The sequence below is a fragment of the Clostridium sp. genome, assembly GCF_017888565.1.
Taxonomy (GTDB): domain Bacteria; phylum Bacillota; class Clostridia; order Clostridiales; family Clostridiaceae; genus Clostridium.
The window spans coordinates 39225-63835 of sequence record NZ_JAGHFX010000017.1; the positions used below are offsets into that span (position 1 = coordinate 39225).

General features: G+C 25.8%; 17 protein-coding genes and 2 riboswitches. Of the genes, 12 read left to right on the top strand and 5 right to left on the bottom strand.

The window, feature by feature from the left end; all coding sequences use genetic code 11:
* Nucleotides 1–26: 26 nt before the first annotated feature.
* Nucleotides 27–1703 carry a tetratricopeptide repeat-containing sensor histidine kinase gene (locus J7M87_RS03090; RefSeq protein ID WP_291648551.1) on the top strand — a complete coding sequence of 559 codons (1677 nt, stop codon included), beginning with the start codon at nt 27–29 and terminating at the stop codon, nt 1701–1703.
* Nucleotides 1704–1787: 84 nt separating this feature from the next.
* Here J7M87_RS03090 and J7M87_RS03095 read toward each other — a convergent pair whose 3' ends face one another.
* Nucleotides 1788–2978: a cation:proton antiporter gene (locus J7M87_RS03095; protein ID WP_291648552.1), complete on the bottom strand. Its 1191-nt coding sequence runs from the start codon at nt 2976–2978 to the stop codon at nt 1788–1790.
* 49 nt (nt 2979–3027) lie between these two features.
* A riboswitch (Fluoride riboswitch) is annotated at nt 3028–3101 on the bottom strand.
* Between the two features lie 194 nt (nt 3102–3295).
* On the opposite strand from J7M87_RS03095, the gene pulA reads away from it, so the two are divergent.
* The gene (gene pulA, locus J7M87_RS03100) at nt 3296–6247 is read left to right on the top strand and encodes a type I pullulanase (RefSeq protein WP_291648553.1); all 2952 of its coding nucleotides are present in this window, start codon (nt 3296–3298) and stop codon (nt 6245–6247) included.
* A 206-nt stretch (nt 6248–6453) separates the two neighbouring features.
* Here the strand turns inward: pulA and thiT are convergent, their stop codons facing one another.
* On the bottom strand, nt 6454–7098 hold the full coding sequence (gene thiT, locus J7M87_RS03105; protein ID WP_291648554.1) for an energy-coupled thiamine transporter ThiT: 645 nt from the start codon (nt 7096–7098) through the stop codon (nt 6454–6456).
* 62 nt (nt 7099–7160) lie between these two features.
* Nucleotides 7161–7261, bottom strand: a riboswitch (TPP riboswitch).
* Nucleotides 7262–8106: 845 nt separating this feature from the next.
* Between thiT and J7M87_RS03110 the strand changes: the two genes are divergently transcribed.
* Nucleotides 8107–9312, top strand: coding sequence for a DUF5692 family protein (locus tag J7M87_RS03110; protein WP_291648555.1), 1206 nt, complete (start codon nt 8107–8109; stop codon nt 9310–9312).
* A gap of 40 nt (nt 9313–9352) precedes the next feature.
* Complete coding sequence (locus tag J7M87_RS03115; RefSeq protein WP_291648556.1) at nt 9353–9919, top strand: GNAT family protein; 567 nt, start codon at nt 9353–9355, stop codon at nt 9917–9919.
* Nucleotides 9920–10027: 108 nt separating this feature from the next.
* Here the strand turns inward: J7M87_RS03115 and J7M87_RS03120 are convergent, their stop codons facing one another.
* The gene (locus J7M87_RS03120; protein ID WP_291648558.1) at nt 10028–10597 is read right to left on the bottom strand and encodes a serine/threonine protein kinase; all 570 of its coding nucleotides are present in this window, start codon (nt 10595–10597) and stop codon (nt 10028–10030) included.
* Between the two features lie 247 nt (nt 10598–10844).
* Here J7M87_RS03120 and J7M87_RS03125 point away from each other — a divergent pair, with 247 nt between their 5' ends.
* The 3 genes from J7M87_RS03125 (at nt 10845) to J7M87_RS03135 (ending at nt 13439) form a co-directional block, all read left to right on the top strand.
* Entirely contained in the window at nt 10845–11771 is a 927-nt protein-coding gene (locus tag J7M87_RS03125) for a GNAT family N-acetyltransferase (RefSeq protein WP_291648560.1), read from the top strand.
* A 45-nt stretch (nt 11772–11816) separates the two neighbouring features.
* Complete coding sequence (locus J7M87_RS03130; RefSeq protein ID WP_291648562.1) at nt 11817–12317, top strand: PTS sugar transporter subunit IIA; 501 nt, start codon at nt 11817–11819, stop codon at nt 12315–12317.
* A 666-nt stretch (nt 12318–12983) separates the two neighbouring features.
* The gene (locus tag J7M87_RS03135) at nt 12984–13439 is read left to right on the top strand and encodes a GNAT family N-acetyltransferase (protein ID WP_291648565.1); all 456 of its coding nucleotides are present in this window, start codon (nt 12984–12986) and stop codon (nt 13437–13439) included.
* A 331-nt stretch (nt 13440–13770) separates the two neighbouring features.
* Here J7M87_RS03135 and J7M87_RS03140 read toward each other — a convergent pair whose 3' ends face one another.
* On the bottom strand, nt 13771–15117 hold the full coding sequence (locus J7M87_RS03140; RefSeq protein ID WP_291648567.1) for an MATE family efflux transporter: 1347 nt from the start codon (nt 15115–15117) through the stop codon (nt 13771–13773).
* A gap of 461 nt (nt 15118–15578) precedes the next feature.
* On the opposite strand from J7M87_RS03140, the gene J7M87_RS03145 reads away from it, so the two are divergent.
* The 5 genes from J7M87_RS03145 to J7M87_RS03165 all read left to right on the top strand — a co-directional run bounded on the left by J7M87_RS03145 (nt 15579) and on the right by J7M87_RS03165 (nt 24368).
* On the top strand, nt 15579–21134 hold the full coding sequence (locus J7M87_RS03145) for a beta-N-acetylglucosaminidase domain-containing protein (protein WP_291648569.1): 5556 nt from the start codon (nt 15579–15581) through the stop codon (nt 21132–21134).
* A 723-nt stretch (nt 21135–21857) separates the two neighbouring features.
* A complete protein-coding gene (locus J7M87_RS03150; RefSeq protein WP_291648571.1) occupies nt 21858–22655 on the top strand; it encodes a DUF368 domain-containing protein in 798 nt (265 codons plus the stop codon).
* A gap of 178 nt (nt 22656–22833) precedes the next feature.
* Complete coding sequence (locus J7M87_RS03155) at nt 22834–23109, top strand: hypothetical protein (protein ID WP_291648573.1); 276 nt, start codon at nt 22834–22836, stop codon at nt 23107–23109.
* Between the two features lie 57 nt (nt 23110–23166).
* The gene (locus tag J7M87_RS03160) at nt 23167–23289 is read left to right on the top strand and encodes a hypothetical protein (RefSeq protein WP_291648576.1); all 123 of its coding nucleotides are present in this window, start codon (nt 23167–23169) and stop codon (nt 23287–23289) included.
* A gap of 305 nt (nt 23290–23594) precedes the next feature.
* On the top strand, nt 23595–24368 hold the full coding sequence (locus J7M87_RS03165) for a peptidase MA family metallohydrolase (protein ID WP_291648578.1): 774 nt from the start codon (nt 23595–23597) through the stop codon (nt 24366–24368).
* Between the two features lie 158 nt (nt 24369–24526).
* On the opposite strand, the gene J7M87_RS20410 is transcribed toward J7M87_RS03165, so the two are convergent.
* A partial coding sequence (locus J7M87_RS20410; protein WP_365844351.1) for an IS3 family transposase occupies nt 24527–24611 on the bottom strand: 85 nt, incomplete at its 5' end.

Below are 24611 nucleotides of genomic sequence, written 5' to 3' on the forward strand. Positions count from 1 at the left end.
ATTTAGTTCAGCTATACTTATCAGCTATGTACACAGAAGCATTAAAGAAAAGAGAAAGTCAATATATAGAAAAGTATTTAAATAAAACTAGAGAAATGATATCTTCATTAAAAGAGGAAGAAACATTTAATATTTATGTTTGTCTTGGAGAAGTATACTTTTCTATGAAGGATTATAATTCAGCAAAAGATATGTTTATACAAGCCATAAAATATGCAAAGATTAAAAATAAATATGATGAAATAGCATTTGGAGTTTGTTATTTGAAGGATATTTTTACTATTGATAATAGATTGGATGAGGCTAAGGAAATAATTGTTAAAACGATAGAAGAATATAAAAATAATTTAAGCATAATGACAAAATTAACTTTAGTTATTGAGATATTGGAAATATATTTAAATGAAAAGGAATTGGGAGAAGATGTACAAAATCTAATTAAATACCTTAATAAAAATATTGAAAAGTTAGATAAATTCAAGCAACAGCAATTCAGAATAAAAATAAATATACAGATATGTAGAAAAATAATACTTGAACTAAGAGCGGGAGTCTCTGGAAGAGAAAAAGTAGTACTAATTAAAGATTTAATTAGTGAGAGTGAAGAAAATTATAATAAATATAATAATAATTTTAAATTTACTAATACAGATTACTGGATAAAAATAATAAGAGGAGATATTTGTATATTTGAGGGAAACTACCAAGACGCTTTAGAGTATTATAATGATGCGTTAAGAATATCTTATAGATTTAATGTTAAATATACATTAAGAAGTTATGATGGAATTAAAGCAGCTTATAAGAAAAGTGGTGATTATGAAAAAGCGTTAATGATTACGAAGAGAATGAATTCAATTTTGAAGGATATTAATATAGAAAATGAAAAAAAGGTTACTAAAATAAATAATAGATATAATGATTTAAAATCTTATGATAAAATAAAAGAGCAGTTTTTTTCAAGATTATCATATGATTTAAAAGAGCCTATAAATTCAATTTATTCAAGTGTACAATTAATAGATACAATGAGTAATATAGGAATTAGCGAATTAAAGGAGTATTATTTAAAATATGAAACTGTAATAATTAAAAATTGCTTAAAAGTTTTAAAAACTATAAATAATTTAATTGACGCTGTAAAAATAGATGCACATGAATTTAAAGTAGATTTTAAAAATTATAATATTGTATACTTAATTGAGGATATAATATCAAGGTCTGTTAAATATGCAAATATTAAAAATCAAAACTTAATATTTGATACAGAAATAGAAGAATTGATTATAAAGTGTGATCCAAATTTAATTGAGAAAATAATACTTAGTATTCTTTCTAATATTTGCATGGTATCATTCGAAGAATCTGATATATTAATAAGGGTTTTAGAAAGAAAAAACTATATAAATATAGTATTTAAATACAGAGGAAATAGTTTTAATAATTCTACATTTAATGTTTTTAAAAATGATACCAAAAGTTGTCCTTTAAATACTTATGCTAAAGATTTGTCAATAGCTAAATCTTTATTAGAACTTCAAAATGGTAAAGTATATGTAAATAATAAATGTGATGAAGGAGATGAAGTAGTAATACTACTTCCAAAGATAAAATTTCAATATTTAAATAAAAATACAACTAAGGATACGTATAAAACAAATGATATAAATGTTGCAATGGAATTTTGTGATTTAATAATATAAGATATTAATTAAACAATTAATGAAAGCTATGGATAGTTTGATGTCTATATAATGTAGGCATAAATATATCTATAGCTTTTGCTTTTAGTTATTTTTTGAATTAGAGAGTAATTTTTTGTAAGTATTATCAATTAAAGTTGCACCGAGAGGAGCAGTTATAATTATTGAAAGAACAGCTACAGTTAATATTATTTCTCCAGAAGCTAATCCCATTGACAATGGTAATGATCCAATAGCAGCTTGAACTGTTGCCTTTGGCATATAGCTTATAGCAGAAAATAATCTTTCTTTAAAATTCATTTCAGTCTTTATTAAAGATAATAATACTCCGAAAATCCTAAATATTAATGCACCTAAAATTATAATAATAGTAATAATTCCAGAATTCATTGCGTACTTAATGTCTACACTAGCCCCAACTAAAACAAATAGAAATACTTCGGCTCCAACCCAAAGTTTTGAATATTTATTAGATATACGCCTAGCAAGTTTTGAGTAAATCTTAAGTATAGTTGCACCAAGGCTCATAACAGCTAATAATCCTGATATAGGAATAAATCCTTTTAATAAATTTTCAACTGTGATAAATAAAAAAGATACACTTAAAATTAAAAGAATTTTAATAGAATCTCTTAGATGAATTTTTTTAAATAAATATACTAGAATAATACCAGTTAAAATCCCTAAGATGATTCCAAGTATAATAGATATAGGAATTTCTATTATTGAGCTTATTGAAAAGTTTGATCCAGTAGTTGCAATGCTTGTAAATGAAGTAAATAGCACAATAACAAAAATATCATCGACAGAAGCTCCAGCTAAGATTAATTGAGGAATGCTTTTATTAGTACCATACCCTTCCTCCATAAGCTTAAGCATTCTAGGAACTATAACAGCTGGGGATACAGCAGCTATGACTGTTCCAAGTATTGCAGAATCTAATATAGGTAAATTTAAAAGTTTTGGACCGAGAATAATAAAACCTAATATTTCAAGGGTCGCAGGTATAAAACACATTAAAATTGCTGGTCTTCCAACTTTTTTTAAATCTTTTATATCCAATGCAATGCCTGCACGAGTTAAAATTATTACAAGTGCTATTTGTCTAAGTTCAGATGATATGCCTATAATACTAGAATCTAATAAGTTAAGCATGTGAGGTCCTAAAATAATACCTGTTAATATCATACCTACAAGGCTTGGAAGCCTTAGTTTAGTAAAAATAGATCCCATAAATAGACCTAATAAAATAATAAGTGCTATGCTTGTTAACATAAAATCCTCCTTTATTTCTTATTAAAAAAAGCTAATGAGCTCTGCAAAAAAACTTGCAGAAGTCATTAGCTTATTAAGCGGTTTAGACATAAGTCAAGGGAGAACTTCATTCCCTTAAAGTCTTTTAAATAATACCATATAAGTATTTACAAATCAATAAAAACATTGAATTGATATAATAGTTGTCACGAATTAAAAGAAAATTTAGTAAAGAGGTAAATAAAGATAAAGTAGATAATGAAAGAGTGGTTATATAATTTTTTGAATTAAATAAATTTTACTTATGATTAAGAAAAAACATGTAGGGGCAATAATTATTGATAGACATAAAATATAATAGAAAGATTTTAGGAGTTGAAGGAATGATAAGCTGTAGTGATAACATGACATATAATGATATAAGTAATAACAACTCTATTAAAATATATAATATTAATTCATTAGAAATAAAGGCATCTAGTAATATATTTTATTTGGATGAAGAAATACAATTAGTAGCATTAAAGGAATCAATATTTGGAATAAAAGAAATAAGAGATGTTTATTGGGAAATTGACTATACAGGAGAGGATATTACGCTTTCAAATAATATAATCAAAATAAGAAAGATATTGACAAATAAAAATTCACTTAAAGTAATTTGTGTAGATAAAATTACAGGAGAAAGAGCTTGTAGGGAATTTCCTATTATTTTAAATGAAGTTGAAGGTACATTAATACATTTTATAAAAAATGATGGTGATTATTTTGGAAATGGATACAAGTGGGATTTATGGAGTTTTTCAAATTATGGAATTTCATATGCTGTTGAGCTACAAAATAAAAGTGATTTTGGTAGATGTGCATTTGTAAGGGAAGAAAATATAATTGCAAGAAGAAAAGCTTGGGGAGATAACTGGGGAAATGATTGGTCAGAGCAAACTGCGACGTTTGAAATACCAAAAGGAGTTAAAAATTGTTATATAGTTCATGGAGAGAATAATCTTATAACAAATTTAGAAGATGTAATTGAATATATGAAACCTAGAATTGAAATTGCAATAATGGATAATAAAGATAGTATTACAGCTTTTTTATCTAAAACACCTTTAGATGGAACTAAATTTTATCTTTATATTAATGGTATTAAAGAAGAAAATTGTGAGTATTTAATTGATAAATTATTTAAAAAAGTTGAGTTTAAAAATTTAAATGTAAGAATATCTCCAAGTGATTTAGTAGAAATAAGAGCTAGTAATACATTCTTACCTTGTAAAGTGACGATGAGGAATTTTTTAGATAGATATTATTATGATGGAAGCGATATGGGAGTTGTATATGACAAAGAAAATATATATTTAAGAATTTGGTCGCCTACTGCATTTAAAATAGATTTATGTTTATATGAAAATTGGTATGATATTAATGAAAATGAAAAAAATATATATCATATGAAGAGAGAGGAAAAAAGTGGGACTTTTTATACTAAGATTAGTAGAAAGAAAAATGAATGTAGGTTTTATTTATACAAGTTATATTTTAAAGATATAGATCGAAATGGATCTGAATATATAAAAATAAATTATGCAGTAGACCCATATGCAGTATCAGTAGGAATCAATGGAGAAAAAGGATTTTTAATAGATATAAATAATGTTAAATCAATGCCATTTGGATGGTTATGTGATGAAAGGCCACAGCTTTTAAGAAAAGAGGATTCTATAATTTATGAAATACATGTAAGGGACTTTACTATAAGTGATGATAGTGGAATAGACAAAAATATCAGGGGGAAATATTTAGGATTAGCTGAAGAGGGGACTACTTATAAAGATAAGAAAAGAAAAATTACTGTAAAAACAGGAATTGATCATTTAAAGGAGCTTGGAATAACCCATATACACTTATTACCTGTATTTGATTTTGGTTCAGTTGATGAAAGAAAATCAAATAAGAAGGGTAATAGAAATTGGGGATATGACCCTAAGAACTACAATGCTCCAGAAGGTAGTTATTCAAGTGATCCATATGATCCAATTTCAAGAATAATTGAGCTTAGAGAAATGATTAAAATTCTTCATAAAAATGGCATAAGGGTAGTTATGGATGTGGTTTATAATCATATGCAAGAAACAAGAAGTTTAGATAATATAGTTCCAGCATATTATTTTAGAACTAATTATAGAGGTAGATTTACAAATGGGTCAGGTTGTGGTAATGAAATAGCTACAGAAAGGCCTATGGTTAGAAGATTTATAATTGATTCAATAAAACATTGGCTAAAAGATTATCATATAGATGGATTAAGGTTTGATCTTATGGAATTAATAGATATAGATACTATGAAGGAAGTTGTGAAAGCAAGTAAAGAAATAGATGAGAGTATATTAATTTATGGAGAACCATGGAAGGGTGGAGAGTCGGTCCTTGCAAATGGAACTTATAAGGGAAGTCAAAAAAATGATGAGTTTTCTATATTTAATGATACATTTAGAGATTTTATAAGAGGAAATAATAGTCCGTCCTATGGATTTGTCAATGGAAAACAGCATGATGGCGCTACAGCATGGAGCATAATAGAAGGATTAAAAGGGTCTATAAATACATTGACATATAACCCAAGAGAAAGTATAAATTATGTAGATGCACATGATAATTATACTCTTTGGGATCAAATTGAAAAAAGCTTAACACCTGATATTAAAGAAAAAGATTATAGAAAAATAAAAGAAGAAAATATATTTGATAATCATTTGGTGAGGAGAAATATATTAGCACTTGCAATAATTTTAACAGCACAAGGAATACCATTTATACAGTGTGGATCTGAAATATTAAGAACAAAAAATGGTGATCATAACAGTTATAAGAGCCCTGATAATATAAATGCAATATTTTGGAGATATAAAGCAAAATATATTGAAGTATTTAATTATATAAAGGGCTTAATAGAAATTAGAAAGAGTTTTAAAGCATTTAGACTAGATAAGAGAGAAGAATTAGATAATCTTGAAATTAGTTTTTTAAATGGTGAAGAAAAGGTTGGAGTAATTAAATGGCACTTTAAAAATTTAAATAATATAGTACAGAATATTAATGATTTAATTGTAGTTTATAATGGAACTTCAATAGACGATTATGATATAAATCAATATATGCCAGTTTCAAAAAATGGAAAATGGAATATAATTGCTGATTTTAATAAAGCAGGAATAGAAATAATAAAGACAGTTAAAACATCAGAAGTTCCTAAAATGAAGTCATACTCAATTATAATATTATATTCATAATAAATTTATATAAGGGAAATAGATAATATAAATTATAATAAGAGCTAATTACATTTAGCTCTTATTATATGTTGAATTGTATTGTTATTCACTTATTTTCCTTAAATACTTAATGATTTCTAATAATAAATTTTTACTAAATAATCATAATACATAATTAAATAAATTAATATTATTAAATTTCAATCTATAGTAATTAACAAAAATTATAATGTGAAATTGTTATTGGTCTTAATGATTTTATTTATTGGAAGTAGCGCTATAATGATTAGGACTACAATTAAATTTCCTCCAACTACTAATCCATTAGCAACTAATGAATAAATCATAGGAGACCAGCCTTCGGGGGCAAATTGTCCAAAGAATAAAAAGCCTGATATAAAGTGAAATATAAATCTAACAAACATACCTACGAAGGTACCTAGGAGCTTTTTATTTTTAAAATATCCAGCAAGTCCTACAGCCATAAATGGAAGAGGATAATCAAAAAGAACTTGAATTGGATGGAGTATATAAGGACTTATGATTAAATAGATAACGCCAAATAAAAATCCAGTAAGCATACCTATTTCAGGGCCGTACATAAAAGCAATAATTAAAATAGGAACCATACTTCCTAAGTTTATACTTCCAGCACCATTAGGCAAGTCCACAATCTTTATAAGGTGAAGTATTGTAGCTAGAGCTAAAGCAATACCTATTCTAGACATAATTTTAGCATCTAGACTAATTTTCTTAAATTTAATAAGTGCTAATATTAAAATTACTACTCCTATAAGAGTAGCTAAAGAAAGTGGGTTTTTAAATATTTCAGTAAAACCTTCTTTTAATGTGTTAATAAAATTATCCATAAAAAATACCTCCTAAAAGTTGCTAGGAGGTATACTTATAGTTTTGATATAATCATTTCTACAAAAGTACATCGTGACTTTCCTACGCTGGTATTATCCAGATCAGGTAAAGAGGGTTAATGAATTATCATTTCTCAGCCATAAGGCACCCCTAGCACTTAAATTATTTGATTTATAAGTAAAGCTTACATAAATTTGTATTAAAAGTCAATATTTAATTGTTATGATATTTATAAATGAATCTTTTGAGAGGATTTCTATATATAGATTTTAAAGAAATAATTTTATAAGAATTAACTATTTATATAGAATATAAAACACTGTATTATAATAAATGGGTACATTGACACTAAGTATATTTTATTATATGGATGAAGAAGATTATAAAAACTAAAAAAGAAAAAATAATAAGTAGTTTACTTATAGCAATACTTATCATTTTAGGTAGTACAGGAGCTTATCTTATAAAAGCTAGCAAAGAAAAAACTTAAATATGCAAATAAAATAATAAATAATACTTTTAGTTCTTTGAGATTTCTAACATGAATATGGAACTAAGCTGAGTATTTAATAGAGCATAGTAATTCATATAAATATGCATTAGTAATTAATTATAAGAGATATCACGTTATAAGTGGTAAAAGTTCTGTTATATTTTTCATATGGATGTTGGAGTTCCTACTAGGGGATATATAGCAGTTGAATAAAGTAAGATGAAGGAAATTTTACAATGGATTAATAATGGAGATAATCATAAAATCATGATAGCTTTAAGTTATAATGAGCTTTAGAGCTATTAATAAATAAATTAAACATAATATATAAATTGAAAGTTATACATTATATTTATAATTAATGTATAACTTTTTCCATTTTAAAGTTGTACGTTAAATAGAATTTATTTATAATTAAATTATATGTAAAATATGGAATTTATATATACATTATGAAAGGAGAAATATAGATATTTATAAGTAATATTTAACTATTAGAAAAAAGGGGATTAGTATGAGAAATTATTTTGAAAAATTATTAAGGGGCAAATTATTAAAATTTATTAGTATAGGCATAATTGCTATAGTGATATTTAATATTAACAGTATTATTACAAAAGCAAATACAACTATAAATTTTAAAGCAGGAACATGGCAAGGAATAGTTGATGGTAAGCATGGGGAAGGTGGATTATTTTATAGATTGAAGTTTAACGCTAATGGTAATGTATTAGTAATAAAGCAATTTGGAGATGGAGAAATAAAGGAAGAAAAGACATGGAAAAATAAGAATAATAATATAATAATAAAAAGTAAAGCAAATGATGTAATAAAAGAATTAGATAATGGAAATTTAAAAATATTAGATGAAAAATCTATAGAGTATAGTAATGGCTTTTATAATACAATATTCAAAGAACACAAGGGAACTTTATCAATAATACATTGGATTTTAGCATTAATTGTTTTAATTGCATTAAATGAATTATTTAGAAGAAAAAAGTTGGCTGCTATATTGTTTTTCTTTATATTACCAATAATAATGATTCCATTATGGGCAAGTAATGGAGTTACATATTGGTTTAAATGGGTTAAGGTTTATTCGGCAGTTGCTGGAAGTGTTTGGTTTATTCTTATGAGATTTACTAAAATAGGAACCAAGAATTGGAGTAAAATGATAGTTGCTATAATATTATCTGCAAATATAATTGAAGCAGTAGTGCAAGATTTTTCTATGGGGAATTTGCCCAATATATTAAATGGCATTGCTGGAGTTTTATCAATAGCAACTTTATTTTATGGGTGGAAAGAAATTGGACCAGATAATTCAAAAGAAAAAGATATGGTTTGGATAAAGATGCCCATGCTTTGGATAATAGCATATGATGTTTGGAATTGGGCTTTTGTATATTTAAACTTTCCAGGATCAGCATCACTTCAATTTATAGTTATATTATCTTCTACAATTCCAGCTATATTTGTTAAAAAAGGTACATGGCTTCAAGCAAGGGCATTTACTCTTGCAGCTTGGTTTATGTATTATTTTACATTCCCAAGATTTACAGAATCAGTTGAGCTTTTAGTCCCAAGGAATAGTATATTTATGATTGGAATATCATTACTTAGTATTATATTAAATTTATCCTACACTATTGTCTATATAAAGAGGTATAAAGGTGAACCAAAAATAAAAATAAAAGAGATTAGTACTGGTAATTAACTGAAAATTATTAGAAAGATAATAAGGTACAGGTGATTAAATGAAAAAATATAAGCTTTTTATTAAATTTCCGTATATAGAATGCAATGAAATTATTTTAAGGAAAATTGAAGCAGTCAATTTAGAGGATTTATATGAAATTTATTCAAATGAAAATCTATATAAATATAAGCCTGGAAGTGCAAAAAAATCAATTGAGGTAGTAAGACATATTATTAATCACTTTGAAAGAGATTTTATAAAAAAAAAGACAATTTTTCTTGGAATTTTTTATAAAGAAGATTTTAATAAACTTATTGGAGTAGTTGAAATATTTGATGTTGATAAAAAAGTTAGTATGGCAACCATAGGATATACACTGAATGAGAGTTACTGTGGTAATGGAATAGCCACTAATGCTGTGAAATTATTAATCAATTTTTTATTTAATGAAATAGACATAAATAGAATACAAGCATATGGTATGATTGAAAATATTAAATCAATAAATGTACTAGAAAGAAGTGGATTTACAAAAGAAGGAACTATAAGGCAAGGAACTATATGGACAGGGAAGGGAATCGTTGATTTAGATATGTATTCTATACTTAAAAAAGAATATAGTTAAATCTTGTGGGTAATTACAATATTTATTTATTTTTGTTTAGTATGGATATTATTAAAAATAAATGGTTAGTAAACTATATTTCTATATTTACTAACCGTTTATTTTTAACTAACCATATCGGTAAATTCTTTTTTTTCTTGGAGATGCAAGATAATCGTATGCAGAAGTCCAATAAGGAAGTAAATCTGGTTTATATTCTAAAACGTCTTTTAAAAATTTATCAAATAGATGAAGCTTAACTAATATTTTTATTATGTCTTTAGGATATGGTGTTACTTTAGTATATGGTTTTCTAGGATCTATAACCATAATCTTAACTTTTGAGTTTATAAATATGTGAGCATTTCTTATGTTAATTCTTTTGAACTTAAGTCTTTTCAAGTCCTCGATTAAATCTATTATCTCTATAGATAAGTTATAAGGTAAGCCATGTTTTGAGATATATTCAAAAAGGTTTTCTCCCCCTACATATTCTCTTACCAGTATGTTACTTACTCTTAATATAGGATTTGGAAAGAAAGGACTATCTAAAGTTTTTCTAAGTATTTCTTCTTCACTTTTAGCTGCTTTGACATTTTTAAATGTTTTAAGGGCAAAGCCCTCAGGTGTTAAGTAAACTGAACCTTCTGCTCCAGAACCTAACAATTTACAATTTTGAATCTCTAATAAGTAATTCATAAAACCACACTAAATTAATTGCTTTTAAATATTATATGCTCAAAAAAACATTATGATATTAAATTAGGCAAAGGTTAGTAAATTCAAAGATTTTTAAAGCTTTTAAAAGGTAATAAGAGCTAATGTCAATATAATATTAATAACTATAGATTTTGTGAAAATATATGGATAAAATTAATTTATATAATCATAAGGGAGAATTTCTTAAAAAAGGTATATAGAGATTATTAGAAAGAGGGGTAAAAAAATGGATAAATTTATTTTGTTTAAAGATTATAGTAAAAATAAGAAATATAGAAAAAGTTTTAGTAATTTAGCAGCTGAGACATTTGGATTAAATTTTGAGATTTGGTTTGATGAGGGATATTGTAATGAAAATTATATTGCATATTCGTATATTTACAATGAAAAAGTAATATCTAATGTTTCTATAAATAAATTTACAATAATTCAGGATGGGGAATTAAAAAAAGTAATTCAGTTAGGTACTGTTATGACAGATATTAATTATAGAAATAAAGGACTAATAAGAAGACTTATGAATGAAGTCTTTAAAGACTATGAAGATAAAGTAGATTATATATATTTATTTGCTAATAATTCTGTTTTGGATTTTTATAATAAGTTTGGGTTTAATAGAAAAAATGAAAATGAGTATAAAATAAGTATGGATGATATAAGAAATAAAAATTCTAGGAAGCTTAATTGTAAAAAATTAGGATATAAAAGTATTGCAAGCATAAGAAGATTAAATTTATCTGTAACAGAAGACAAGTTAATTATAGAAAGGTTATGTAAAGATAGATATCCTGTATCATATAAACTTGGAGTAATAAATGATGAATGGCCTTTAAAGGTTTATTGTAACTATATTTTTAATGACAATCTATATTATTTTCAGGAGGATGATATTGTAGTTATTTTAGAAAGAAAAAATAACGAGGTTATTATAAATGATATTATAAGTAAAAGTCCTATCGATTTTGACAATGTAATACTTAGAGTTATAGAGAGTGATGATAAGATTATTAATATTAAATTTATCCCCGAATCTAAAAAGTTTAAGGTCATTACTAGAGAAATTATAGATGATAATAATGCTTTATTTATAAAAAACTGCAAGGGTAAGGCTAGAGATGGAGAAATAGTTTTTCCTGTAACTTCACATACTTAATAAAATATAATATAGTAAGCTATAAATATTTTAAGTGAGGAGTAAATGGATACAAAAATAACTTATAATACTAATAATAGAGTTGATAATGGTTTCTATTTTAATAATAGAAAAATATTATCAGTAGGATTCTTAATAACTGGACATGGTACCTTTGCTTCTGGGGTGTATAGTGCTCTAAATTGTTTAAATGGTGATTATGATAATGTAGAAGTTGTTGATTTTATTTCAGGAGACAGCATAAATGATTATGATAAGAAGTTAAATGATTCCTTGTTAAATTTAAGTATATATAAGAAAGTTATAATATTATGTGATTTATTTGCAGGAACGCCTTTTAGCAGAGTAATGATTAATTTAGTTAATAATCAAGAAAAGTATTGTGTTATTGGAGGAGTAAATTTACCTATTACAATGGAAGCTATAATGGCAGGCGAAACATTTACAGATATTAATGTATTAATTAGTTATATAAAAGATATATTTAAAGATACATTAATTGATGGAACTGAAAAGCTAGAAGAGTATATAGATTTTAATCATTAAATAATATTTTAATTTATATGAAGAGGAGATTATACATTAAATTGTAATAATCTCTTCTTTTATGAATTAATTTATTATGCTATAATCAAGTTTATAGAAAGGAAGGAAATATTATGAAGATAAAAGAAAAGTAGTTGCTAATAAATAACATTATATGATATTGCGAGAAAATGATTAAGAATTAATTAGTATATTCCAATATAATGAGCCTTTCTATATAAAGAAGATATTATAATTATAGAATTTATTTATATAAAAGTTAGGAATTTTATATGAGTATGAGTATTAGTTGTTTTATAAAAATATAGAGGAAGATGAATTAGAAAAGCTTTAATAAGATGTTATAAATTAAGATACAAAAATCTTTATTTAATTCTTTATAAATAAAGAAGAATAATATTGAAATTTATAAGCTTTTTATATTTAACATTGTAAAAGAGAGAGTCAATAAAACTTCAAAAAGTAATTTAGAAGAAGTAACTAAGGAAATTTATGATTTATATAAAAAGGAATTAAATATTCTTAAAGACCCGATATATATTAAATACGAAAAAGTCGAGAACTGGGGTTTTAATGGCTTTAACTTTTAAGCGATTGGTATATTAATTATAAAATATAAGTTTGTAGTTGATTACCTTATAATAAGTCGTTTAGGGGGTGGTTAAAATGGAATGGAAGATAAGAGAATTTGACGATTTAAGTGCTAAAGAGCTTTACAATATCCTTGCTTTAAGAAATAAGGTATTTGTAATAGAGCAAGAATGTATTTATCAAGATTGCGATAATAAAGATTTGGGAGCATATCATTTATTCTGTGCTGATAATAATAGTATAGTGGCATATTTAAGAATACTTGAAAAGGGTGTTTCTTATAACGAATTGTCTATTGGACGAGTAGTAGTAGATGAAAAATATAGAGGTAAAGATTTAGGAAGAAAAGCTATGAGAAAGGCTATAGAATTTATAAATAATACTTATGGCGAAAGTCCAATTAGAATATCTGCACAAGTTTACATAAAGGATTTTTATAAAAGCTTAGGATTTATAGAAGTCTCTAACGCATATTTAGAAGATGATATTCCTCACATAGAGATGCTAAGAGATATTGAATGTAATAACTAGAATAAAAGAAGATTTCTAATAAATGCAGTATGATTTATTAGAAATTTTCTTTTTAATTTATAATATAGTATTGATTTTAATTAGTCATTTTCATTAATTCTTTACACTATTATTAATTTATTCATATATAACTAAAATCATTATAGAATTAAAAGTCTTTATTTTACTATTTTACATAACTTTTAAATTTATTATAAGCTTCATCGGATACTATAATGTTTGTAGTTAAATCAGTAGTAACATCTAAAGCTTCTAATATAATAAGTTGAAGATAATTAGAATAAATTTTATCATAAATAAATTTTGTTTTGGTAATACCATTGAAATCTTTCTATGCAGCTAATTGTTTTTCTTTTAAAATTACATTTATTCTTTTAAAATAAGTAATTACAAGAGGCACAGCAGCAGCAATCCAAGCAGCAGGATCAGCTAAAGCAATTCCTGTAAATCCTATTATGCTTGGCAATGTAAAAGCAACAACTGTTCTAGCTACCATTTCAGCAACGCCAGCCATCATAGGTACAAAGCTATCACCAATTCCTTGAAGAGTATTTCTGTATATAAAAATTAGTCCCAAAGGAATATAGAAGATAGAAACCATATTTAAGTAATGCCTTGCATATTCTATTACTTCTAAGTCACTTCCATCCATAAATAATTTTGTAAATGAACCGCCAAATAAAACTACAACAATTGTTGATACTATACTTACAATAATACTAATAATTGTACATTTTTTAACGCCCTCTTTAATACGATCAATTTTTCCTGCGCCAAGGTTTTGACCTGAATAAGTAGCCATAGCAACACCAAAAGTAACAGCAGGTTGCATAACTAGTTGTTGGACTTTAGAAGCAGCAGTATATGAAGCTATTATTTTAGAACCAAAATTATTTAAAGCGCCTTGAAGAACCATGGCACCAGCAGCTGTTATTGAAAATTGTAGTGCCATTGGTATACCAATTCTTAATTGACTCTTAACAAAGTTTTTACTTATTTTCCAATGACTCTTTTTTAATCTCAATATAGGGAATCTTTTAATTATATACATTACACATAATATAGCAGATATAGATTGAGAAATAATAGTTGCATAAGCCGCTCCAGTTACTCCCATTGAAAAATTAACAATAAATACAATATCTAAAATTATATTTAGTATTGATGCTATAATTAAGAAGTAAAGAGGCGTTTTACTATCACCTAAAGCTCTTAAAATGCTTGCAAACATATTATAAAAGATTATTGCGATATTACCAGCATAAATTACTATTATATAGGCCAAAGATTCATCTATAATATCAGTAGGTGTATTCATAAGATCAAGTAATGGTTTTGCAGAAGCAACACTAATTGCAGTAACTATTATAGTCATAATAGCAGATAAAACCAAAGAACTAGCATAAGCTTTTTTTACACCTTCTTCATCATTAGCACCAAATCTTTGTGAAACTAAAACAGCAAACCCACTAGTTAGTCCAATTACAAATCCATTAACTAAAAAAGCCATAGCACCAGTAGATCCGACAGCAGCTAATGCCTTAACACCAAGAAAGCGACCAACGATTATAGTATCCGCCATACTATAAAATTGTTGAAATATATTACCTATAAGTAAAGGAACAGAAAATGTTAAAATTAGTTTTACAGGATTCCCTGTTGTCATATCTTTTGTCATAAATAATCCCCCTTTATATATAAATATATAAAAATTAAATATATTTTATTAATTTCAAAATAGTACAAACATTTTCAATAATATCATTATAAAAAAATATTATCAACTTTATTTCAAATTTAGAAAAAAATATAAATTTTTCATATAAATAATTATTATATAATTGGAATAAAAGTATAGCAATGATTATATAAGAAAATATATAATTTTATGCAAATTACATAAAATTATAGAATTAATATCTACATTTAATAACTTTGTAACAACTTAAATAAACTATGTAAAAACCTACATGAATATATAATTAAAATACATGGGGTTTTTTATAATGAAAAAAATATTATCATCTGAAAATAGGGTGTATTGCTAATGTTTTTTGTAAAATATGGAATATATAGAAATATTATGGTATGATTTAAAATGATAGTTTAATATATATTAAGAAAGGAGAATTTGAATCTATGAGAAAAAGGATACAGGATTGTAAAAATAGACTTATATCATTGACTTTGAGTATAACTATCTTATTAGGAATTTGTTTTCAATCGACAGAATTTAAAGTACGTGCTATAGAAAATGAAAACGTTAATAGTGGGACCGCTGATGAATCTGACAAGTATTTAATTTACCCAATACCACAAAGTATTTTGTATGATGAAGATAAAACTTCATTCAATTTGAAGAACGGGATAAATTTAGTTTTGGAAGATGGGATTGATGAGGCTACAAAGCTATATGTTGAAGAAGTATTAACTGAATTTGAGATTAACTATACTATAAATGATAAGTTAAGTGAGAACATAACAAACTTATGTTTAGGTGTAAATAATTCAAAGGGGATAGTAGATGAGTATGTAAAAAACAATATAACAATAAGTAGTAAAACTTTATTTGAGAATCCAGATTCTTATTTAATGGATGTTAGGGAAGAAGCAATTGTTATATTGGGTAAAGATACTGATAGTACATTTTATGGGGTAGCAACATTAAAGATGTTATTCTCATCATTTAATAATATCAAATTATTAAATGCTAAAATTGAAGACTATGCTAGCGTACCAGTTCGTGGATTTATTGAGGGGTTTTACGGAGGTTGGAATTATGAAGAACGTGAAAGCTTGATGAATTTTGCGAAAGATTACAAAATGAATTCATTTATATATGCATCTAAGACAGATCCTTATCATACTAGTAAATGGGATGTGTTATATCCAGCAGATGAATTGACTAAGATTGAAGAACTTGTGAATATAGGTGAAAAAACAAAGGTTCGTTATGGATGGTCAGTTCATATTTCAGGATTTTTTAGCGGATTAGACACTTCTAATAAAGTTGAATATGAAAAAAGATATGAAAAATTAATATCAAAATTTCAACAGTTATATGATGTTGGTGTACGAAAATTTGATGTTTTAAATGATGATTTTGGTAGTGGATCTAATGAAGATGTAGTAGCATTATTAAATCGTTTAGATACTGAATTTATACAAAAAAATGGTTGTTATAGGATGGCTTATTGTCCACAGGGATATAATAAAGCATGGTCAGGCAATGGAGAAGAACTGAGGGTATTAAATGGATTAAATGAAACAATTGACTTATATTGGACAGGGGATGATGTAAATTCTCCAATTACTCAAGAAACAGTTAATTTTCTAAAGGGAAAGACTAATCATAAACCAATGTTTTGGCTAAACTATCCAGTAAATGAGCATTCTAAATCAGGAATTTATTTAGGAGATATTTCATACTATGCACGTGATAATGTAAATGGAATGGCTGGATTTGTATCTAATCCTTCTAGATTTGCAGAGTCTAATAAAGTTGCTTTATTTCAACTTGCTGCTTTAAATTGGAATAATAAAAATTATTTAAGTAATTCACAGAAAGTTTGGGAGGATTCCTTTAAGTATATACAACCAGAGGTAAATGAAGCCTATTTAACAATAGCAAGAAACATTGCAAATGCACCAAGATCATCACGTGTTCCAGGATTTAATGAATCTGAGTATTTAAAAACGAAATTAGATAGTGTAGCAAATAAGATTCAAAAAGGAACATTAACTGCAGAGGATGAGGACATAGTAGAATTAATTGAAGAGTTTGATAAAATGCTAGTTTCTATAGAAGAAATGAGAAATAATTGTACAAATGATGGATTGATAGAAGAATTAGATCCATGGCTTAAATCCTTAAAAGATGTAGCAACATCAGGTAAAGAAATATTAAAAAGTAAGATTGCAATATTAAATAATAATAAAACGGAAGCTTGGAATTCATTTAGGATAGCAACTAAAGCTTTTGAAACTAAGTATACTTATCTAACAACAGAAAGTTTGCCTAATGTATATGCAGAAGCTGGAAGTAAACGCTTAACTCCATTTATTTCTAAAGTAGTTAAGTCTGTAAAAAATGATATAGTATCTATATTTGGTATAGAAGATGATAGTTTTACTCCAAGCATATATGCAGTTATGGGTGGAGTAGAACAAGTTGATAATGCTAATACAGCAAAAATATTTGATGGTGATGAAAGTACTAATGCATCATTTATTGTAAATCAAGCAGAGGGTGACTACATTGGTGTTGATATGGGGAAAAATATATCAGTAAAAAATATTCATATTTTACAAGCGATGAATGATACTCATCATGATTATTTTCATGAGGCTGTTTTAGAATATTCAACAGATGGAACTACATGGAATAAAATTAATACTTATAATAATCAAGTAAGAATTGATTTAGATGATTTAAACTTTGAAGCAAGATATGTAAGATTACGTTTAATTAAAGATAAAACAAAACCTTATTGGACTTACATTCGTGAATTTAATATTAATAAGGAAGAGCCAAAACAACCACGTATATATACAAATGTTGAGGCTTTAAAAGAAACTCCAATAACTATTAATGGAGGTAGAAATAGTATTTATAATTTAAATAATATAAATTTACAACCTAATGAATATGTAGGAATAAAACTAATAGATATAAGTAAAGTTTCTAATTTAGTTAATAAAGCTTCTAAAGAAGGATTAACTGTTGAGTATTCAATTAACGGAAGTACTTGGGATGAGTTTATAGATGAAACTGTAAACTCAAAATATATTAGATTAATTAATAAATCTAATTCGAATATTACTTTAAATATAAATGAATTTGGTATATCTATTACGAACTTAAAAGTAAATCCTAATATAATGGAAACAAACTTAACTAATGGCTTAAAAGAAGGAAGCTACAAAAATCTATTTGATAATGATTATTCTACATTTGCATGGACTAATGAAAACCAGGCTATTGGTGATTATATAACTTTTGATTTAGGAAATACAAGTAATATTTATGATGTGAAAGTTATCACATCTGATGGAAACCCTAGATTATATAATGCTGAAATTCAAATTTCAAAAGATAATAAAGAATGGACAAGTATTGGAAATGTTATAAATGATAATAGTGTATTTGAAGTACCATATCGTTATGTATCAGCAAATGGTGAAGGTAAAGAAGCTAGGTATTTAAGGATTTATATAACAGGGAATTCAGGATATTATTTAAAATTGAATGAGATTGAGATTAATAAATCTGTAGAAAATCAAATATTGAGTGATTTAAATAGTAGTTTAAAAGGAAATGTTAGTAAGGTAATTGATAAGGATATTTCAACTGTATTTACTCAAGAAGGACCTGTAAGTAAAACTGATTATATAGAGTATATATTTAGCGAAAATGCAAATGTTGATAATATTTTACTTTTACAAGAACCATCGAATGGAGTTATGAAAATAAATACAAAGAATGGTTATGTAGATGTATCAAATTTAAATAGTACTATAATAGATGTAGATACTTCAAAATATGGAGATATTCTATCAGTTCGATTAGAGTGGGAAGATGGAGAAAATCCTTCAATATATGAATTAATGTTTAAATATGGAGAAAATACAAGTGATGATATTGGAGTAAATGTAGATAATATAATTGTAGAAGGTCCAGAAGATGAAATAACTAATATTGCTTTAAGAAAGCCAGTAACAGTATCTGGAACCAGTGATGGAAATAAAGATTTCGTAAATGATGGAGACGACAAAACAAAATGGGACAGTAATTTTATTAAAGGAAACAATGCTTCTAAAAATGCATGGATAACAATTGATTTAGGTGAAGATAGAAATGAAATTACACAATTAATTGTTAAGTATTTTAATAAGATTTATCCAACTAATTATGATGTTCAAATTTCTAACGATAATGAAAATTGGGAAACTATTAAAGAAATACAAAAACCTCATAATGGTCCAACTTATCCAATTGATTCAATTGACTTTGAAACTCCAATAAGTGCTAGATATTTAAGATTATTCTTTAAAGAACTTAATACTGGGGCAGCTGGTAATGGGGTTGGTATTAGTGAGTTAATGATTATGGGTAGATATATAGAAGAAATACCAGTTGATTATAGCATCTTAAATTCTTTAATAAATGAAGTAAAGGAGAAAGATTTAAGTAACTATACTACTACTAGTGTAAATAATTTAAGTACTACTCTTAAAGAAGCAGAACTTTTATTGGAAAATAAAGAAGTTACACAAGAGCAAATTAACAAAGTAGTAGAAAAACTTGAAGAATCAATTAATGCTTTAGAAGTAAAGATAACAGAATCTTTAAATGTTGCACTTAATAAAAAGGTAGAGGTATCAGGAACATCTAATGGATTAAAAAATTATATAAATGATGGAGATAAATTAACAAAATGGGATTCTAATTTTATAAAGGGTGATAATTCAGATGAAAATGCATGGATAATAGTAGATTTAGGTGAGAAGCAAGTTATTATAAAAGAATTTATTATCTCATATTTTAATTTAGTATTTCCAACGAAATATACGGTTCAAATATCATCAGATATGGAAGAGTGGGTAACAGTTGTAGAGAAAAATAAAGAACATGGAAGTGAAGCACATCCAATTGATACTATAAAATTGGATAATGAAGTTTCAGCAAGATACGTACGCTTTATGTTTGAAGAGTTAAATTCAGAAGCAGTTGGTAGGGGAGTCGGAATAAACGAACTTGAAATTATAGGTAAAACTATAAATGAAGAGTCTGAAATAATAGGCGTACAGGATTATGAAGATAAAGAAGTTATAATTCCAACCAATATAGATTCAATAAAGTTAGATAAAATGAGTAAGGTAAGTGTAAAGCTTGAAGAATTAGTATTAGAATTATTAGTGCCAGTTATATGGGACATAAATGGCTTTGATGGAAATACACCAGGAGTTTATAATTTATTAGGAGAATTAAAGTTAAATGATAATATCAAAAATCCAAAAACTATAAAGGCAAAACAAAGGGTTATTTTAAAAGAAGATAATTCTGGACCAGGAGAAACAGTGGATAAAACAAATCTTGAAGCTAAAATCGACGACCTAGAAAATGTAGTAACAAATATTGATAAATATATTCCTGAAACTGTAGAAGGAATTAGAGAGCTTTTAGAAGAAGCAAAAGGGATATATAACTCTAAAGAAGTAACTCAAGAGATTATAGATGATATTTGTGAAAAGATATCAAAAGCTATGGATAATGCGAAGTTAAAAGAAGATAATCCAGATCCAGGAGAAACAGTGGACAAAACAAATCTTGAAGCTAAAATTAATGACCTAGAAAATGTAGTAACAAATATTGATAAATATATTCCAGAAACTGTAGAAGGAATTAGAGAGCTTTTAGAAGAAGCAAAAGGGATATATAACTCTAAAGAAGTAACACAAGAGAATATAGATGATATTTGTGAAAAGATATCAAAAGCTATGGATAATGCCAAGTTAAAAGAAGAGAATAATAATTCTAAGCCAGATGAAGAGAATAATAATAAGCCTAGTGATTCATCTAATATAAAAGAATCTGAGGAATTACCAAAGACTGGTTCTGAATTTAATGAAATAGTATTATTTGGGTTATTATTCAGCTTTGCAGGAATAATACTTATCCTTAAAAGAAAATAAAGTTAATATTTTAAATTAAACAATTTATGAAGCATTTATGCAATTTAACAAGTAAAAGCGATAGTATCAATAATAATTTATAATGTTAGAATATAAGAAAATGAGGATTCAAGTTTGAATCCTTATTTTTATGTATAATATAAGTGTTCGTGATATAAACAATTATTGATTACAACTATCTTTGAAATTAATTATTTCAAAATAGTCCCTTAAAATATTTGTACGGTAATATATTTCATCAGATAGAAATATTACCTGAATTTAATTACATAAGTTATTATCAGTCCTTTATTATAATTTTACTTAGATATTCTTATAACATTAAGTCTTAATAATAGTATTTTACATAATTTAAATAGATTATGTAAGATTATAAAAATATAAATTATAAAAAATAAAGTTAATATTTTGCAGTTTATAGTTTGTTAAATTAGCTTAAGAAATTTTTAAGAATAACTTTATTTAATGTTCATTTTCTTTAGGATTTTTTGTATATTGTATTATAAATATTAATGTTATAATTTATAATAGTAATATGAATGAACTGGAATATATGTAGATAGGTAACATAGAAAGTTTTAGAATATAAAATAAAATTAAAATTATATAAATATAAAACAATAAATACTTATGTTAAATCTATGTTAAAGGTTTTGACTTTTTTGTAGAGGATATGCTAGCATGGAAAATAATACAATATGATATTACAACAGAGGTGTAAATATGGAATTTTTAAAAAACTTTTTAAAAGGAGTGGCAATTAGTATATCACAAATAGTTCCTGGAGTTAGTGGTGGAACTATTGCAATGATTCTAGGAATATATGATAAGCTACTTCATGCGGTAAACAATATTATTAAAGATTTTAAAAATCAATATAAGATATTGATGCAGGTGGAAATTGGAGCAATTGTAGGAATATTTTTATTTAGTAATATAGTTAAAACATTATTTGATAATTTTCCTATTCCAGTTGGATATTTATTTATAGGTGTAATATTGGGTGGAGCACCGCTTATGTTTAGAAAGGCAACAGTTAAGGGATTTAAAAAAAACAGCCTTTTATATTTGGTTGCTGGTATAATTATAGTTTTGATGATGGGTACTCCAAATAATGATGCATCAGCAATAATTACTTCATTAAGTTTAGTTAACTTTTTATGGCTTTTTATTGGCGGGGTAGTAGTAGCTGTAGCTCTTATCTTACCTGGCATAAGTGGATCATTTATGCTATACGTATTAGGATTATATAATACAGTTATAACAGCAGTAGTGCAAATGAATATTCCAGTTTTAATACCAATTGCATTAGGTGGCATAGTTGGAACATTGGCAACTGCTAAAATTATTGAGATGCTCTTATTAAAATATCCAGAGCAAACATATATCCTAATATTTGGATTTATATTAGGTTCAGTATTTTCAGTATTCCCAGGAATTGATGGATTAAGTAGTATAATAGGTGTGATTCTTGGAATTGGAGGGTTTATATTTACATATTATATTAGTAGAAATGAATAGATAAGCATTATTAAGATTGAGGAAATTAACCTCAATCTTTTTCTTTGTATAAAATTAAGAAATTTTAAAAATTAAATATGGTAAATAATGTTTATTAAACTTTACTATTTGTGTATAATAAATATAAAAAATGCACGATAAAGCATAATAGAGTAAATAAAAGGAAAGGAAAATACAAATGGGGATAAATAAAAAAATATGGCCTATAACAGCTGTTATTTTTTCTGTAATGACATTAATGTTAATCGGAATGTATTTTGGAGGATATATAAAGTTTGACTTTGTAATGGTAACTTTAGGATTAAGTGAATTATTTGCAGGAATAAGCCAAATAGAACTATCAAATAGAACAAATTCAAATGCAGTAAGAAGAAGAAATAAAAGTGTTGGAGTATTTTCAATTATCATAGGTGTTGTAATTTTCTCAATGGCTATATTTCAAATATTTTTTTAGGTAAGTAAAGTAAGAAGATAACAATAGTAGCTTAGATTAACTTAAGGAGAGGGGAAAATGGATAAAATACTAGTGTTTATTTTTGATGGAATGACTGATTATGAAATAACATTTATTACTCACATATTCCAAGAGAAAATTTTATTAATGATAGAGTTGTCAAAGATAAGAATATTATAACTGCTCATGGAGTAGCATTTGTAGATTTTACTATAGAGATATGTGATTATTTTAATCTGTTTGAAAATAATGCAGATAAAAATAACTTTTGTAATCGATATAAGGGGAGAACTATATGTCAAAGGTAGCAGTAGTATATAAAAGTAAGTATGGGGAAGCAAGTTAAAAGAGATAAAGATATAATAATCTTTGCATTTGGAGCGTCACCATATCATGAAAAGCCTATATGGAGTCAATGGATAATTCATTAGATTGGGCGAGTAGAGATAATTTAAAGAAAATTAAAGGGATTCTAGGTGTACCATATGAATAAGAAGATTTCAGTAATAGGGATACTTATATTAATTGTGATAAGTATAGTAACTTTTAGTTATAATAAGTTAGGTGCTAATGAAGATAATATAAAACTACAAGAAGAAGATAAATATTTTAAGTATTATTCAAATGAAAATGATTCAAAGGCTATTAAGGAGTTAAGTGAAGTGTTGAATAATAATTATAGTACTATAACAGATAATTTTAACACTAATTTAGAAGAAAAAGTAGAAATAATAATTTATTCGAATATAAAGGAATTTCATAGGTCTATTGGGAATGCAGATGCTAGTGATGGAATGGTCGGAGTTGCGTATGATAATACAATAAAAATGGTGTCACCGTTAAACCCAGGTTCAATTCATGATAAAGAATCACTTTTAAAAGTTATTGTACATGAATTTGTGCACATAGTTACATTTAATATAAATAATCAAAAAGAAAATATTATGCCTACTTGGTTTATGGAAGGCATAGCAGTACATGAAGCCAATCAAATAACTGATTATGAAAAGAAATATATACGAGATAATTTATCTGAAAATAGAGATATTAATATAGATGATATAAATGATAATTTTTATAATAATAAATTAAGTTATTTATATTCAGGATCTATAATAGATTTTATTCTAGATGAATTTGGATATGGAAAGTTAATTCAGGTTATTAAATCTCCAAATGAAATGGAAATGATTTTAGGAATATCTAATGAGGATTTGAAAAATAATTGGATTAACTATGTAGAAGAAAATTATAAGTAATTAGAGATGAGGGAACTTTTTATAATATTTATATTAATAATAGATAAAAAGTTCTATTTAAGTTCAAAAATGACTTTAAGTAAGTAAAATCAATAGTTAAAAAGAGGCTCACGAAATGGTCTGACCCCTAAAAAGTAGATATTGTTAAAAGGGGTATATCATTGTGAATTACAAAAATGGCTTCGATATTTAATTGGAGCCATATTTTTTAACCTTTTTTGAAATCTAATATTATTATAAAAA

What these genes read in the sequence shown, in the direction of transcription:
- J7M87_RS03090 (WP_291648551.1), top strand. Translation starts at nt 27, where the DNA reads ATGTACACAGAAGCATTAAAGAAAAGAGAAAGTCAATATATAGAAAAG.
- J7M87_RS03095 (WP_291648552.1), bottom strand. Translation starts at nt 2,978, where the DNA reads ATGTTAACAAGCATAGCACTTATTATTTTATTAGGTCTATTTATGGGA.
- thiT (WP_291648554.1), bottom strand. Translation starts at nt 7,098, where the DNA reads ATGGATAATTTTATTAACACATTAAAAGAAGGTTTTACTGAAATATTT.
- J7M87_RS03110 (WP_291648555.1), top strand. Translation starts at nt 8,107, where the DNA reads ATGAGAAATTATTTTGAAAAATTATTAAGGGGCAAATTATTAAAATTT.
- J7M87_RS03115 (WP_291648556.1), top strand. Translation starts at nt 9,353, where the DNA reads ATGAAAAAATATAAGCTTTTTATTAAATTTCCGTATATAGAATGCAAT.
- J7M87_RS03120 (WP_291648558.1), bottom strand. Translation starts at nt 10,597, where the DNA reads ATGAATTACTTATTAGAGATTCAAAATTGTAAATTGTTAGGTTCTGGA.
- J7M87_RS03125 (WP_291648560.1), top strand. Translation starts at nt 10,845, where the DNA reads ATGGATAAATTTATTTTGTTTAAAGATTATAGTAAAAATAAGAAATAT.
- J7M87_RS03130 (WP_291648562.1), top strand. Translation starts at nt 11,817, where the DNA reads ATGGATACAAAAATAACTTATAATACTAATAATAGAGTTGATAATGGT.
- J7M87_RS03135 (WP_291648565.1), top strand. Translation starts at nt 12,984, where the DNA reads ATGGAATGGAAGATAAGAGAATTTGACGATTTAAGTGCTAAAGAGCTT.
- J7M87_RS03140 (WP_291648567.1), bottom strand. Translation starts at nt 15,117, where the DNA reads ATGACAAAAGATATGACAACAGGGAATCCTGTAAAACTAATTTTAACA.
- J7M87_RS03145 (WP_291648569.1), top strand. Translation starts at nt 15,579, where the DNA reads ATGAGAAAAAGGATACAGGATTGTAAAAATAGACTTATATCATTGACT.
- J7M87_RS03150 (WP_291648571.1), top strand. Translation starts at nt 21,858, where the DNA reads ATGGAATTTTTAAAAAACTTTTTAAAAGGAGTGGCAATTAGTATATCA.
- J7M87_RS03155 (WP_291648573.1), top strand. Translation starts at nt 22,834, where the DNA reads ATGGGGATAAATAAAAAAATATGGCCTATAACAGCTGTTATTTTTTCT.
- J7M87_RS03160 (WP_291648576.1), top strand. Translation starts at nt 23,167, where the DNA reads ATGGATAAAATACTAGTGTTTATTTTTGATGGAATGACTGATTATGAA.
- J7M87_RS03165 (WP_291648578.1), top strand. Translation starts at nt 23,595, where the DNA reads ATGAATAAGAAGATTTCAGTAATAGGGATACTTATATTAATTGTGATA.